Consider the following 14,169-nt stretch of genomic DNA (forward strand, 5'->3'; position numbering starts at 1 on the left):
TACCCACCGGGAGCACGCCATGACAGGGTGGGCCGGTTCCCTACTTCGACATCATTCCGGTTCATGAGTAATGTGACCGGCATCCAGTGGAAATCGACCCAAGCCGCCCCGGGTGTGGGGGCGTGCTTCGAACCGGAATTCGTACATCCTCCCTCCTATTCTAAGATCTTGCGACACTGTTGGCCCGCTCCCGAGATGACCGCACGACAGGAATTAAGTGCGCGCGCACCTGCCCGCCGCACGTATACACACTGAGTGAAACCCATCTCCGCCGTCACCGGACATCCATCCGCATAAAACGGGTGTATGCCGATCCGAAGAAGATCGCCGGTAACGCAAGCATCGCGACGATCGGCTGCCAGATGAGAGCGATCAGGGAGGGAAGATCAGGGAGCGGTTCTTCCCCGGGGTGGGGTGTTCTCAGGGCGAAGGGGTCCGGATTGATCCACATCGAGAACCGTGGGTTGGTGATCGCTACCGCGAGTTCCTGGTAATTCCTTTGCGGCGAGAGGAGGCGGACAGTCGCTCCGATACGCTCCTTGTGTTCGAGATAGACTTGCTCCTCCTCCCGGTACTGTAGCCACTCCTCCTCGGTGGGATGCGGGTCGCTCATAAGATCCACCACATCCGGGGGCGTTCCGGCAACCGCATCGGTAAGGATGCCGCCGACCATCGGTACGACGGAGGAGAAGACGAAGATAGCGACCAGCGACCAGACAAGAGCGCTCCCGCTCTCGGCAACAACCGCCGAGGCGAGGAGAGCGACCGAGAAGAACGTGAAGAGGTAGACCAGCGAAACGAGCCAGAAGGCCAGGATCGCTCCGAGTTCGGCTGGTGAGGGGACGATTGCAAAGAGCAGGAGGAGCGCGAGCGCGATGAGAACCGCGATGCTCATCGCCAGCGTCAGGGCAGCAAACCCGCCGAGTGCCTTGCCGGTGATCACCTCGTCGCGGAAAACCGGACGGGAGAGGAGGGTTTTGAGCGAACCCGACCAGCGTTCCCGCGTGATCAGATCGAACCCGGTCGCGATCGCAAGCAGCGGGCCGTAGCTCAGGACCTGCGAGGAGAGGTTGAGGAAGACTACGAGGAGGGAGGGTTTCTCCGGCATCCAGCCGGGGTAACCCAGGAATTTCGGCACCGGCGCGGTACCGTCGGAGTATGTCGCGAGTTTCTCGCTGTAGTTCTCGACGCCCTCATAGAGGGAGACGGAGCAGAGGATCAGGAAGAGGAGAAGGACAAGGGTGAACCGCCGGCTCGCGAGGTGGTCGGCAAACTCTTTTCCTGCCACGAGGAGCGTGCGGCTCGGATCGGGTATCCGGTCCGCCACTCTGTCGTCTTTCACCAGATCGTTACCTTCCGGGGTTGTAATTTGCAGAAAGAACCTCTCCCGAATGGGCGTCTATCCATACCTGGGCCGTTCGTGGCGGGTCCTGCGACCGATACCAATCATTGTCGAACGTGATGTACCAGGCAAGAGGCACCGCGACCGGTTCCATTGATGGGCGTTGCCGTGCGGTCAGGTCGTACCATCGCAGCTCCATCGATCGGATGGCGATCTCGCCGGGGTCCGTGCCGTAGGTATCGTGAAGGTATGTCAGAACCCGTTCTCGGGCTGCGTCTTCCGGGATTGAAGGTTCCGGATCGGCCATGGTGTCGTTGTTTGATACTTTCCAGAATTTAGAGTAAGAGACGACGCGGCCGTTGATCGAATCGATATCAAGTATGATTCTGTCGGACTGGCAGAGGACGTCGTCGATCGGGCGCTGATACACGAAATGATACGGTCCGTTTCGCAAACCCAGCGGTGTATCTACTGTAGAGAGTACTGCGACGGTCTTCACGACGTCCGAACGCTCGTTTCGGTCCTGGAGATACGCATCGGCGATCTCCTCCGCCACCTCGATCGTGATTGCAGGGTCGGCAGGCCGGTAATAGTCACGGCCGTCCTGGAAGTACACCATATCCCCGTCGACAGCATCGATCGATACCAGGATATCGCCTTCCGGGTCGGGGTCACCTTCCGCTTTCACCCGGAACCGCCAGACGTCGCCGTAGGTCTGCACGTCGTACGGCTCTGCGGCCATCCGTTCGATCCGGATCCCGTGGATCTCCTGCTCCAGTGCGGCCGCGGCAAGCGAACGCGCTTCCTCTTCGCCGATCAGGCCGTCCATCGACGATTGGGCCGGTGTCATCCCGGGTGACGCTGTCGCCTCCGGCGACGTCGGTGCAACCGGCCCGTTTCCACCGGCATCCGTCCCGACACACCCGGCCGACGCCGCCGCACAGGCCAGGAGGAGGACTGTTGCGAGTGTGTAACCGTTTTTGTTGATAGGTTTCATGGTTCTATCCTCATTTCACGCATGCCCCGGGAGGCCGCGGAACCCCAATGGCTATCCCTGACAGCAGCCAAAAGCACCATCAACCTCCAGACACGCTTCGGGGGCCGCGAAACGACGCCAATCGATGAATCCGGCTCCCGCAGGATACCGCATGCGGTATCGTCAATCGAGACGTCGTTGTCCTTCTTTATACCTTTTCTGTGCCAATCGTCAATTCGACCGGATGTTCGAAGGCCCCGGGCCGGGGACAGGATCCATTCTGCAGATGCAGGAGCCTGATACTCCGGCACAATCCCCGAATACCGGCAGCAGGCCGATCGCGCACGTCTGCGCGGCGCCGGCAGTGGCGGATATGTGCCGGGCTGAAGGTGGCAAGAGCCTTCATCCGCGAGACGGACTCACCCGGTATCTTCCGCCGGAACCCGTGCGGGTTCGGGACTGTGGTCATGCACATACTCTGTCATCAGCATTCGAGCGTAGTTGTCGGTGAGAGTATACCGCACATACCGCCCCACCCTCTCGGACGTTACAATCCCCTGGTGTTCCAGATATTTTACGTGCGTATAGACTGTGGCTTTGGACAGACCCGACTCTTCGGCGAGCTCTTCGGTGTGTGCACCCCCATTCAGGAATATCTGTGTTATAATTCCCCGCCGGGCGTCGTTGTTCATAGTAATGATAAGAGTCTCTTTTTCAGCCGAATACGGCGAACCGGTGGCAAAATAGTGGATTCTCCCCCTCCTTTTGACCGCCCTCAACAGGCCTGCGGACTGCAGTCTTTCCAGATGGTAACCAAGTGTCCCTCTCGTCAGGGACATCTCCTTCAGCAATTTCCTGAAATGCAACCCCGGGTTTGCCTTGATGAAACTAAGAATCTCAAGTCTCCGTGGACTGTCCAGAACATTCTTTCTGGAGATCCGTTTGTACCCGAGGTAGCCGAAGGCCTTCAGGGGGAGAAGAGTCTCAATCGGGGTCGCCGTTAACTGGGGAAATATGCACAGCAGCAGGACGAGCCAGAGCGGGATCGGGTCTATCTCCCGCACCGTCTCGCCCGATACAGAGGTGCCGGGCTCTTTGTCGACGTTTCGAGAAGGCTGAACTGTGTATTCGGTGGCATCGGCAACCGACACTAGCAGAACCGAAAATAGGATCGAGAGGGCGAGTAACCGGAAAAGTCCGCCCGCTCCGGTGCCGGTAGAGGTTGAGGGCGTACGATCTCCGGGACGGCACCCGCTCGCCGTATACAGAGAATGTCCGGGGGCCATGCGTTTTCTCTTTACTGATACCCCAATATGGTTTTCCGTATTTTATGAGTCTTATAGCACAAAAACCAATTCCAGTTTCGTCTCTGTCCACTTCTTTTCCCTGGAGACGAACCTACCCGAGGACCATCACGACCGTATATGCCCGTCGGAGTAACCATATCCGAAAAATGGATGCAGTACTGACGTGCCGGAACGGCCTGCGCGCAATGTACGGCGAGAGAGCCCCAGCACCGAATCTCCCGGAACAATACTGCTCATACCAGCCCTGCATTTTCCATCGGGAGGGAATTCTCCTGTGAGGGTCTCATGCAGGTGGAGTTGCCTATGGCGATCCCGGGGCATTATCCCTGCTATTTTCCAGAAAAGTCGCGTGTCAAAATGGTGTTTGTCCCATAAACGGTTTATCTCAAAACTGACAAGTGAACACTTGTGGGTGCCGCAGGCGGTGCCTGCACCGGTGCGGAGGTCCACCCGGTCAGTAGCGAATCGGATGGGTGAACGTCCCGCGCGCCCGGAGGCAAAAGGAACGTGTGCTCTTCCCGTACTTGAAGGTATGCCCCTCCGCCCTCCGGGAAGTTACTGGAAGAATATGGAATGAACAGAAAAATTGGAATGCGGGCATTCTCCATGCTCCTGGCACTGCTACTGGTGAGTGTGATGATGATGCCGGTGATGGCCGCCGAACAAGTGTGGCAGTCTCAGGGTAATGAACAAAATGTGCGATATGACTTGGAAAAGTATACTGTACGTCTTGTTGATTCTGAAATACCCAAGGATCTGATCGGCGCCAGGACTCAAGCAGCAATGAGTTCCTTTGAGGAAGAGTTTAAGAATATCCAACCGAGGTATGTCGGCGCAGCTGAAGTTGATATATCCGAAGACGAGAAAATCGTTGCTTACGTATTTCGGGTTCTTCCAAATGGAGAGAGTGTCTCTTATGTAGAGGTAGTTTCATCCAAAGATAACCTCTCGTTGGAGGAAATATCTTCTCATGCAGATGCTTGGATCGATGGGCCGCTGAAGAACAAAACGGAGGAGTCCCTCAAAGAGAGTGATATTGGGCTTCTTTCATATGGACCGACCCCGATTCATACAGCGACGATAAGCAGAACTTACACCGGTGTCGGGCGTGCGTACCTTACAACGACATGGTACTGGGATAATCAAGAAACTAACTCGAATCAGGATTATTTCTTCACAAAGACGACCTTGAGAACTGATCCGGGGATTGATATATCTGGTTATGAGCCATATAGAAACGCGCAGTTTGACGTGGAAATAGATTCTGACTATTCAGTCCCGGGTTATTATCAGCACTTGCCGAATGTTCAGGTAATCCAGAATGATCCACAGACTACAAATGGGTATACGACTGTCGGGCTCTCTCTTGGTACTGGTGGGTGCGCTCTCCAGTGGTCAACAGCCATTCCCAGTACACATGTTGAGCTCCACAATCTGGGTGGCAACACCCTTTATTGGCACGAAGAATTTTTCCTCCTTGCCAGTTGCGCAGCCACTACATTTGAGTTCACCCCGGGTCAGTACTCATACTGTTCGCAGTCGTCTGCACGGAATGGCAACACATATGTTGTCTCCCGGGTGATGGCCGATGTTTCAGACGGATGGGGAATAATAGTGGACGGTATCGCCTATTTCGCTCCTTCCGGAACAAACTCCTGGGGTCATCTCTGTAAGATTAAGTGGAGTGGGGGATACGTTCATACCTAACTGGAGATAACCTGTGTCGACATCACCAACATTTCTCTCCTTTTTGATGCCTGAACCGAAGGGACAGATTCGGATTAAATGCTTATCGTTCATAGCGCTACTCTGTTTCTCCGTTGCAGTGATCGATGTGGCCTCTGCGCTTCCCGGGAATTCGTCTTATGACGATTTCAACGGTTTGAATACCGATTCGCTCTACCTATCCCATGAAAACCTCTCGCCGCGCGAAGTAACGGACTGGATGGATCGCATGTCCGGTATCTCCTCCGTCCCTTCGAATCCGGATCTCTCTTTCCGGTATGAGGCGATCTTCTTCCCGGATCTCCCCCCTGACGCGGAACTCGTCGGATACTACGCTCGTGCCCTTCCCGATGGAGTCACCGTGTCCTATGCCGAGGTGACCGGCAGAGCAGCCCCGGCACCGGACGGTTTTTCAGCCCGGGCGGAAGACCGCATATCTGGCGGGGAAGCCCTGGCGGTGCGTGAACGTCTCCGTGATGCGGCCGGTTTGTCCGATGAGTATGTCGAGGTTGCACGCCACACAACTGTCCGGGTGTCCCCGGGCGTCGGGCAGATGATCGCAACAACGGCACTTTACCAGCATTCCAATGACTATGATCAGGGACACGAGTATTTCTGTCTCGGATCTCACATCGCCATGACACCGGAGGATGACTGGAGAAACTCGGGATTTCGCGTAAGTTACGATCTGGACACGGCGTATTACTCCTTGAAGCCTCTTGGTGGATTTTTCGGCCAATCCGGCCCCCAAACATCTCCGCGATACACGGAGTCCCCGGGAGACGTTGTCGGTAAACTCCTGAACACCTTCGATACCTTCGGCATATTCTCCGGGTTGTTCGGCCACCGGGTCGGGTTTCATGCTCACGACACGACAGGTGTCGCCTGGACTACTGAATGCGGATACTTTGCCTCAGGTGCCACCGGTGTGCTCAACCTGACTCCGATCTCGGATGTCGTGGGAAAACAGCCCTCCGCAGACGATGCCGCGTGGCACGTTCTGGCGGGCATCGAGATCGATACGGAACCCGGCTGGTCACGGCCCGGGGAACTACCAGCGTCCTCCCTCCCCTGGGGTCACCTCGTCTTCATCCGTAAAGCGACGGGAGCGGCCTGATGCCGGAGGGTCGGGCGGCGGTCCCTCTCCTTCGGCACGGGTCTATTTTTCCACTTTCCGCCCCGTTGTTCGAGGACGAAAACCTGGAGAAAAGGCATGAAGCAGACTACGCGGGAGGCACCGCCCTCTTGATATGCCTGCCCGTCAGAGGACCCCGGCTGTTCCCCCGGAGAACGCATTATTTGTCATCCACCTGACCGAGAAGGACTTCGGGCAGCACCCCGCGCTCGACGTAGTCATCCGGGGCGAGGAGCGCAACCCGTCAGCGTGGGAGTGGGGCGACCGGGACCAGCGCGTCATCGGGGGAACTAAGGTCTCGTACGGGGAGAGCAAGGCGCTCCACGATGCCTACGGTCCCCAGGGGGAGAGGGGACTGTACCCGCTCATGGAGTACGAAGATGCGTATTACATAGTGGTGACGACGTGGCCGTGAAGGGGGCTCCGCCGTGCGACTGCACCCCGGGGCGACCTGCGCGCAGTGAACGGCGGAGGGGAGCCCTGCACCGGATCTGCTCAAACTGTTCTGCTCATTCCGGCGCTGCTTTTACCATCCAGGAGGAGAATTGCCTTCGAGACCGATCAGTCACAGGGGATATCATCTACGGTGATCTCAGGGCGTCAGGACAGCTTTTTTGAGAAGAGACGGGTTCGATCTGGTGTTTGTCCCATAAACAGTTTATCTCAAAACTGACAAGTGAACACTTGTAGGTGCCGCAGGCGGTGCCTGTAACGATGCGGAAGTCCACCCGGCCAGTAGCGAATCGGATGGGTGAACGTCCCGCGCGCCCGGAGGCAAAGGGGCAGCGGTTTCGTTAACCCATGCGTCGAGCGCGAACGTCCCGCGCGCCCGGAGGCAAAGGGAACGTAAGCGTTCTGCGTACTTAAACGTGTGCCTCTCCTGCCTCCGGTGAACGAAAACGGAGTTGGAACACATGAAAGCAAAAGCTGGAATGCGAGCATTCTCCATGCTCCTGGCACTGCTGCTAGTGAGTGTGGGTTTGTGCCGGCGGCAGCAGCAACCTCAGAGGTTCTGGTTGAGCAGCCGATGCCTGTAGTTGCGGCAAACGGGCAGACACTGCCCGGCTCACTTTTTACGATCGATGAGAATGTGAAAAAAGCAACGCCTCATTGGGCATTGTTTGCTGCCGATGAACAAGGAAAGAGAAATGCCCTGAATGATTTGAAGATGACTCAAATTTCCGATGAGAAAAAACAGATGTTATCTGAAGGGCTCATGGAAATCTGGGCAAAGTATCCTGTGACTGTGACCCGACGTGACGGTCGAACTGAGGTGACTTTCGTATCTCCTGGTGAGCATACCTTGACCGAAGAGGAAAATTCCATCCAGGCTCAGGCCGATGAAGCGCTCGCCGAGTATCTGAACGACAAGTTTGCGGCTGAAAACAGCATCCGGTGGTGGGCGGCGCCCTGTCATCAGGATATCATAGAGATCTCCTGTTTGAAGTGGGGTGTTTCATCCACGAATGCTACGTACGCTCACAACGCAGCAGACGATCCTGATTCTTGGTCTCCGGTTTGGCCCCCATCCGGGTTTGAGTGGTTGGATACCTTCATCCAGACTGTGTGTCATTCCTATGATCATTACTACGACCCTGTGCTTGGAACGGGCTATGCTCCGGCACAATGTGAAAACTATGTAACCATTGCCGGGAACTACTACGATCAACCGTCGATGTACAATGCATATACAAACCTGGGATATTCAAGCCATTTCCTGACAGATGTAGGAAACCCGCTCCATACTGGCATGGAACTGGAACAGGCGCTGAATTCATGGGTTCACGGTGATTATGAGGCCTATGTCGCAACTAACTGGGATCAGGATGGTGGAGAGGGATACAACTTCATATCCGTCATCCAGAACAACTGGTATTATTACACCATAACCGATCCGTCAAGTTCGACGCAGTCACTTGCTGGGTATGCGAAGAACTACGATGATGAACTTTACTATTTGGTGTATAATCACCGGTACACATTCGAAACCGACCCAGATGTCAGATCGATTACCGAGAACTGTCTCCTCGATACAGCGAAGTACACTCTCGGTCTGGTGAAATACATGAGAGATTGAGGAGGCTCTCCCTCCTCTTTTATCGGTGAGATTTACTATGGAGCCAATGTTTTCATACCTGTCTGTTGTCATCTTTGTCTTGCTTATTGTTCTCCTTCCGGCTATCTTCATCGGCGTTCTCTCCCTGGGGTTCTATCACGTTTTCGCGAAGGCGCAACACGTTACAGGCAAACTTGCTCCGATTTTGATCGGGTTGCTCCTGGCCGTTCTGGTGCCAGTTCTCTCCTTCGTGCCGTTGATCCGACCGGTTTTACCGGTACTGAACCTGGTGATCATACTGATGGGTGTGTTGACGCCGTTCATGCTAATCCGGAGTCACTTTCCCGATCAACATCTCTCCAAAATTCTCTTCTCCGGGTCCGTGATCACGGTAGCCCTGCTTCTGGTCTACGGGTTTGCAACGGCGTTCGGGGATGAAGGCACCGGTTCACCAGCCATCCAGTTGCTGACGTCTCTGCCCTTGCCCGAAATGGGCTTTCTCATCATGAGCTTGATTATCCTGTACCTAGAGGCTGCGCTCATATCCGTCGTCGTATTCGGTGTCATACTCGTGGTCGTAATCGCATTTCGACGAGAGGTACAGAGTGGATAACTTGCCTGGGAGCACCAGAGTTGTGCATGCTGAAGGGACACCCCAGAAAAAGGAGATCTGCAGAATCGTAAGTACACCCGGAGTTTTGCATTCAATTGCGGGTCCTTCCACCAGGAGGGATGAACTATGCAACGCAACCATATCAAGGAGCAAACGTGATACCAACTGCATACAGATGGCTCGGCATCCTGATGATCGGCTCTGCCTTCTGCTGGTCTTCGCGGCAGGGTGCCTTGTGCCGGAATACGGGGTGGGCCGCGACATCATGGTCTTTAAAGTCGACGCCAGCGGAACAGACAGTGGCAGACGGTCATCGATACCGGAGGAGACGATACAGCAACGAGCATGGTCCAGACGGCAGACGGCGGGTACCTCATTGGGGGAGAGGTCCGGCCCTGGCGCGGGGAACAGTCCTACGGGGTCTTCAAACTCGACGGCGACGGTTCCGTCGTCTGGAACGCCAACGGTAGAGGTCCTCCGGTCTCTTCAGTCGCCGAGACAGCCGGGGGCACCGTCGTAGCGGTGGGGGAGTCGGGGGTCCTGCTCCTCGATCCTGCAGGGAACATTCTGGATGGCGACGTCGAGGCCGATGGCATCCTGCAATCGGTCGTCGGAACCGCTGACGGTGGATTTGCCGTCGCCGGGACCACCGGCGAAGATCTTCTGGTGCTCAAATGGGATCGAGACCAGACACAGGAGTGGCAAAAGACCTACGGGACCGGCGACCAGGACAGCGCGAGGGCCGTCATCCAGACATCGGACGGCGGGTACCTGGTGAGCGGCACGACTTATCTTCCGAACCGGAACGGCTCTGACGTGTGGCTGCTTCGACTGGATGCTGTAGGTGATCTGCTCTGGGAGGCGACGCTCGGCAGTCCGTCGCAGTACAACCATGTAGTCTTCATGGACGAGGCACCGGGGGGCGAATGTACCGTTGTCTACAACAACGTAACGCTGGAGGAGGTCGTCTTCGATCGGGATGGAAACGTGATCGGGGAGAGGACGCTCAATGCGTCGGCGCCGATCATCAAAACGGCTGATGAAGGATATGTATTTGGGACTGTCACATACCATTCCGCGTCCCGGTTCCTGATCCTCCCCGCCCGGGTAGGCGTTCCTCATATCATCAAACTCAACGCCGATGGACTCCGGGAGTGGGATACCAAACTGAACGCCACATTCGAACTGATAGGCGACGCAGTCTCGGTCACCCAGACCGCCAATGGTGGGTATGCCCTCCTGGTGAACCGACATGACTATCCGGAGGAGCCCCGGTGGCCCTCCACACGAAATTTCCCCTTCTGGTGAGTGCAGATATCGGCAATAGTTCCCAGAAGGGGGGAGCGGGCTTGCCCCTCCCCCCTCAGAGCAGATCGCATGTGGTGTGCTGAAATGATCCAGAAAAATCCCCTGCTCCCGGCCCTGCTCCTGGTGGCCGTGGCTACGGCGCTGGCGGCAGGTTTTGCGGTTTTCGGGCCCGGTGCGGAGGTCGCCGGTACCACAACCCCACAGGAGAGAGCCCTGGTCCATATCGACTCTTTCACGGAGAAGAGGGGCGCCTTGGCCTGGGATCCCGGCGACCTCGGGATCCCGTCGTCAGTCCGGCGGTACGACCTCGCTGTCTACGATACGCAGGCAATCCGGGACCGCCTGCTCCGCGGCGAACCGCTGACCGTGTACATCGCCGGGCAACCCTATGCGGCGGATCTACAGGAGTCGTTGCACGACCCCGAATCCCGCAGCGTGGGGAGGCACTCCTTCACCGGCACGCTTACCGGGGGCGGCGAGGCGCTTCTGACCGTCAGCGACAGCGTTTTTCTCGCCCTGTTCAGAATCGGCGGTGTCGAGTACTACGTGGAGAGCACGGGACAACACGATACCGTATTCCCGGAGAGGATTCTCCACTACGTCTACTCTTCCGCCGACGTCGTACCGGAGGGCCCGCCCGCGATGCTGAGCGGCTGCTACCTCATATTGCACAACATTAGCAACGGGAGGGCGGAACATTACGGGTTCGAGCTTCCTGCAAACTGGACCGGGGCCGACTTCCGGAGCGCCGGGTACGATATCGCCCGGCTCACCGATGCCGATCTCGCCGAACTCCCCACAGTGAACGAGACCCTCCATAGCGGCGGCCTGGAGGTGCCGCTATCCGAAGACGAGGCGGGGCGTATCGCAAAGAGTTACCGGGGGAAGATCGTGGAGTATCGTGGGAGTTACTATCTGATCGGCTTCATCGAAAGTTAGGCGGTACCGGGGGTGAGGCAGGGAATTCCGGTCCCACACCCCGGGAGCAGAACGGATAAAAGTTGTTCGATGTGGAGATTTCAACACAAGACAAATCCGGGGGACAAAATGGACAGTTGCAAACTACTACTCCGGATAAGGAAGGCGTCCCAAATGGTCTGCACACCGACGGTCAGGAGGACTGAAAGATGAGGAAAACGCCACCCGTTATCGTTTTGCTGGTTCTCCTGACATGCATGGCAGGTTGCTGCACCGATGGGACAGTCGGCGTTGCAGGCCCTTCCGGCGACATGCAGGAGACATCGATGCAACAGTGCCCCGGCATCAACGTATCGGAGATCCCCGTAGCCACTCCAGAGTTGATTCAAACAAATGGCTCGTACATCGCCGGGATTGCACTCAGCGACGAACGGGCGCAGGCTCTCATCCGACATGGCGGCAAACCCGAATCGATTGCCGTGCTCTTCCATTCTTGCCCGCGAAACGACCCTTACTGCAACCGGAACCCGAGCCTCGTCATCCGTTACGGGGAGATCCGGCTTGCCATCACCGTCGACGAGGCAGCCGGGACGGTGCTCGGCGGCTTTGCGCTCGTGCCGAACACCCCGGACCCGAACAAGCCCTCTCCGACGTATTACAAGATCCATGATCTCTCGACCGGGACTGATACCGTCTACCTGGGGAACGCTCCGATTATGACCTACAACAAGACAGCGCTCCTGTACCTGAACGAGTCATATGGTTACTCTATCGGGGCGGTGACGAATCCCGCTCCGCCACTTGCGATAACCCCCGTCATCGTGTATACGCTAAAAGAGGCGCACGAAAAGTTTGGTATGGATCTCCCGGCACCATCGTATCTGCCGGATGGCTACTCTTTTTCATATGCATTACAGTATGGCGAACCGGACAACAGAACATCCCTGATCTACGCAAAAGGTAAGGATGAATTTCATATCACACAGGTGCCTGTCCCAGGCAACCCCTGCCCCGGACTGAAAACCACAGGTTCTGTTGGGGTGACGATCGACGGGACAGACGGAACGTTTACTCCCGGAGACGGGGAAAACGTGCTTCGCTGGAATGACAGCCACTATGCATACTGCCTTTCCGGCACACAGGAAATGAATGAGATGGCGGCGATTGCAGCATCGGTGAAGGAACATGCCGGAGGTGGGATCGCCGCTCCCATTTAGATGAGCCGGTTTTTGAGTTGGTGTTTGTCCCATGAACAAATTATCCCAATACAGGCCATTGAACAATCGTGGATGCCGCAGGCGCCGCCTGCAAGATTGAGGAGGCCCGAACATGAGTAGATTTCCGGTCCCAATGTTGCTATTCGCCGTCGTCTTTAGCCTCTCTGCAGGACTGTGCCTCTCCGAAAGCCTCTGTGATCAGGAGCCGGCAACATCCGCCGGGAAACTCCAGTCATCCCGGCCGGCATTCACCGGACAGGACGTCGAACATCTCAAAGCCAGCCTGAACAGGCAAGAACCCGTTACTATCACGCTCGGAGGGCTTCCCTTCTCAAAGGGCGGGAAGAGCGCAAACCTGGAAAACTTCACTGCTGCCACGAAAGATCTGATATGGGGACACTACCTCTATCCCAACGGGTCTCTGATCGGTTTCAGCTACGACATTGACGGGTACCTCCGGGTGAATATCTGGAACGGCCCGCCTCCACCGGAGAACGTCTCTTCGGTCGAGACATTGTATGCGATGCTTGACGAGCGGGCAAAGGAGATGGGAATCGAGAACATCCCGGTGAAGTTCACGGTATTCATCTCCCCGCCGGAATCGGTCTATAGTCCTCAACTGGATCTCTCAGGATGGATGCGTCTATGCGGTGCAACGTGAGGGAGGCATAATCCCCAGGACCGTAGTGGACCATTGCATCTAAATTCCATACAACATCGCCTCATGCGAAGGTCTTGATTTCTATCCCTGGCTTCCCTTCGCGTCCTCCCGCGTGAGGCGGTAAACCTCCACGCATCAAGACCAACAAAATAAGTGAAACGGTCCAGTAGGGCGATCCCCCCTATTCCCAGCAGAACGTCTCCATGTCGTACCCGGCGTGCGGCATCCCCGGCGGGACCATGTGACTCATGTGGACGCACCGGTAGTCCCTCGCCCCGACGTCGTGGGCGAACCTGACCGCCTCGGTGTAGTTCATGTGTTTGGTGATATTGTAGCTCTCGGGAGCGATGGCGTCGACGAAGAGGAGGTCGATATCGGCCTCTTCGAGGAGGTCGCGGCTTGCCGCCGGGATGTCCTCCCGCGTGTCGGCGGTGTAGGCGACCGTCACGTCGTCGTGCTCGATGAGGAGCCCGCAGGTGTAGACCGGCGGGTGGTTCACCTCGAAGAAGGTGAAGGTCACGCCGAAGAGGTCGAAGGGTTCGTAGACCGGGACCGGGTGCTTCTCGAACGGGAGGAAGTGGAGATATCGCGAGCAGTAATCCATCACCGGCGGCGGCGCGTAGGGCGGAGGCACCTTCTGCACCCGGTAGAACTCCCCGAACCCGATGAAGTGGTCGTAGTGGCCGTGCGACCAGAGGACGGCGTCGATGTGGGGGGAGCAGGCCCGGAGGAGCTGCTGGCGGAGATCCGGGGACGACTCGATAAGAATGTGCTTCTCCTCGATCTCGACGAGGAGGGACGTCCGGAGCCTCGACCTCCCCGCCGCGACCATCGCCCGGCAGTTCTCGCAGTCGCACCCCACCTTCGGCGTCCCGATGGCGTCCCCGGTCCCGAGCAGCGTGATCTGCATA

Annotated in this window: 13 protein-coding genes; 9 read left to right on the forward strand and 4 right to left on the reverse strand. The window is 56.9% G+C overall.

What is annotated here, in order from left to right; translation table 11 throughout:
- Positions 1-274: 274 nt before the first annotated feature.
- The 3 genes from L21_RS02095 to L21_RS02105 form a co-directional block, all read right to left on the reverse strand.
- On the reverse strand, positions 275-1,342 hold the full coding sequence (locus L21_RS02095; RefSeq protein WP_178377662.1) for an ABC transporter permease: 1,068 nt from the start codon (positions 1,340-1,342) through the stop codon (positions 275-277).
- A gap of 7 nt (positions 1,343-1,349) precedes the next feature.
- Entirely contained in the window at positions 1,350-2,339 is a 990-nt protein-coding gene (locus L21_RS02100) for a YcdB/YcdC domain-containing protein (protein ID WP_074368849.1), read from the reverse strand.
- A 398-nt stretch (positions 2,340-2,737) separates the two neighbouring features.
- The gene (locus tag L21_RS02105; RefSeq protein ID WP_074368850.1) at positions 2,738-3,469 is read right to left on the reverse strand and encodes a winged helix-turn-helix transcriptional regulator; all 732 of its coding nucleotides are present in this window, start codon (positions 3,467-3,469) and stop codon (positions 2,738-2,740) included.
- A gap of 729 nt (positions 3,470-4,198) precedes the next feature.
- Between L21_RS02105 and L21_RS02110 the strand changes: the two genes are divergently transcribed.
- The 9 genes from L21_RS02110 to L21_RS02150 all read left to right on the forward strand — a co-directional run bounded on the left by L21_RS02110 (position 4,199) and on the right by L21_RS02150 (position 13,258).
- Complete coding sequence (locus tag L21_RS02110; RefSeq protein WP_143727183.1) at positions 4,199-5,332, forward strand: hypothetical protein; 1,134 nt, start codon at positions 4,199-4,201, stop codon at positions 5,330-5,332.
- A gap of 118 nt (positions 5,333-5,450) precedes the next feature.
- A complete protein-coding gene (locus L21_RS02115) occupies positions 5,451-6,467 on the forward strand; it encodes a hypothetical protein (RefSeq protein ID WP_143727184.1) in 1,017 nt (338 codons plus the stop codon).
- Positions 6,468-6,600: 133 nt separating this feature from the next.
- Positions 6,601-6,900 (forward strand): hypothetical protein, encoded by a 300-nt coding sequence (locus tag L21_RS02120; RefSeq protein ID WP_256712011.1) that lies wholly within the window; start codon positions 6,601-6,603, stop codon positions 6,898-6,900.
- A 474-nt stretch (positions 6,901-7,374) separates the two neighbouring features.
- Complete coding sequence (locus L21_RS02125) at positions 7,375-8,562, forward strand: phospholipase C/P1 nuclease family protein (protein WP_143727185.1); 1,188 nt, start codon at positions 7,375-7,377, stop codon at positions 8,560-8,562.
- A 79-nt stretch (positions 8,563-8,641) separates the two neighbouring features.
- A complete protein-coding gene (locus L21_RS02130; protein ID WP_178377663.1) occupies positions 8,642-9,154 on the forward strand; it encodes a hypothetical protein in 513 nt (170 codons plus the stop codon).
- Positions 9,155-9,499: 345 nt separating this feature from the next.
- Positions 9,500-10,462 (forward strand): hypothetical protein, encoded by a 963-nt coding sequence (locus tag L21_RS02135; protein WP_074368855.1) that lies wholly within the window; start codon positions 9,500-9,502, stop codon positions 10,460-10,462.
- Between the two features lie 84 nt (positions 10,463-10,546).
- A complete protein-coding gene (locus L21_RS02140) occupies positions 10,547-11,401 on the forward strand; it encodes a hypothetical protein (RefSeq protein ID WP_074368856.1) in 855 nt (284 codons plus the stop codon).
- Positions 11,402-11,637: 236 nt separating this feature from the next.
- Positions 11,638-12,597 (forward strand): DUF4367 domain-containing protein, encoded by a 960-nt coding sequence (locus L21_RS02145; protein ID WP_074368857.1) that lies wholly within the window; start codon positions 11,638-11,640, stop codon positions 12,595-12,597.
- 112 nt (positions 12,598-12,709) lie between these two features.
- Positions 12,710-13,258, forward strand: a complete 549-nt coding sequence (locus L21_RS02150) for a hypothetical protein (protein WP_143727187.1) — start codon at positions 12,710-12,712, stop codon at positions 13,256-13,258.
- Between the two features lie 181 nt (positions 13,259-13,439).
- Here L21_RS02150 and L21_RS02155 read toward each other — a convergent pair whose 3' ends face one another.
- A complete protein-coding gene (locus L21_RS02155) occupies positions 13,440-14,168 on the reverse strand; it encodes an MBL fold metallo-hydrolase (protein WP_074368859.1) in 729 nt (242 codons plus the stop codon).
- Position 14,169 lies beyond the last annotated feature (1 nt).

The organism is Methanoculleus chikugoensis (assembly GCF_900095385.1).
Taxonomy (GTDB): Archaea; Halobacteriota; Methanomicrobia; order Methanomicrobiales; family Methanoculleaceae; genus Methanoculleus; species Methanoculleus chikugoensis_A.

What these genes read in the sequence shown, in the direction of transcription:
- L21_RS02140 (WP_074368856.1), top strand. Translation starts at nt 10,547, where the DNA reads ATGATCCAGAAAAATCCCCTGCTCCCGGCCCTGCTCCTGGTGGCCGTG.
- L21_RS02120 (WP_256712011.1), top strand. Translation starts at nt 6,601, where the DNA reads ATGCCTGCCCGTCAGAGGACCCCGGCTGTTCCCCCGGAGAACGCATTA.
- L21_RS02110 (WP_143727183.1), top strand. Translation starts at nt 4,199, where the DNA reads ATGAACAGAAAAATTGGAATGCGGGCATTCTCCATGCTCCTGGCACTG.
- L21_RS02155 (WP_074368859.1), bottom strand. Translation starts at nt 14,168, where the DNA reads ATGCAGATCACGCTGCTCGGGACCGGGGACGCCATCGGGACGCCGAAG.
- L21_RS02150 (WP_143727187.1), top strand. Translation starts at nt 12,710, where the DNA reads ATGAGTAGATTTCCGGTCCCAATGTTGCTATTCGCCGTCGTCTTTAGC.
- L21_RS02135 (WP_074368855.1), top strand. Translation starts at nt 9,500, where the DNA reads ATGGTCCAGACGGCAGACGGCGGGTACCTCATTGGGGGAGAGGTCCGG.
- L21_RS02145 (WP_074368857.1), top strand. Translation starts at nt 11,638, where the DNA reads ATGGCAGGTTGCTGCACCGATGGGACAGTCGGCGTTGCAGGCCCTTCC.
- L21_RS02100 (WP_074368849.1), bottom strand. Translation starts at nt 2,339, where the DNA reads ATGAAACCTATCAACAAAAACGGTTACACACTCGCAACAGTCCTCCTC.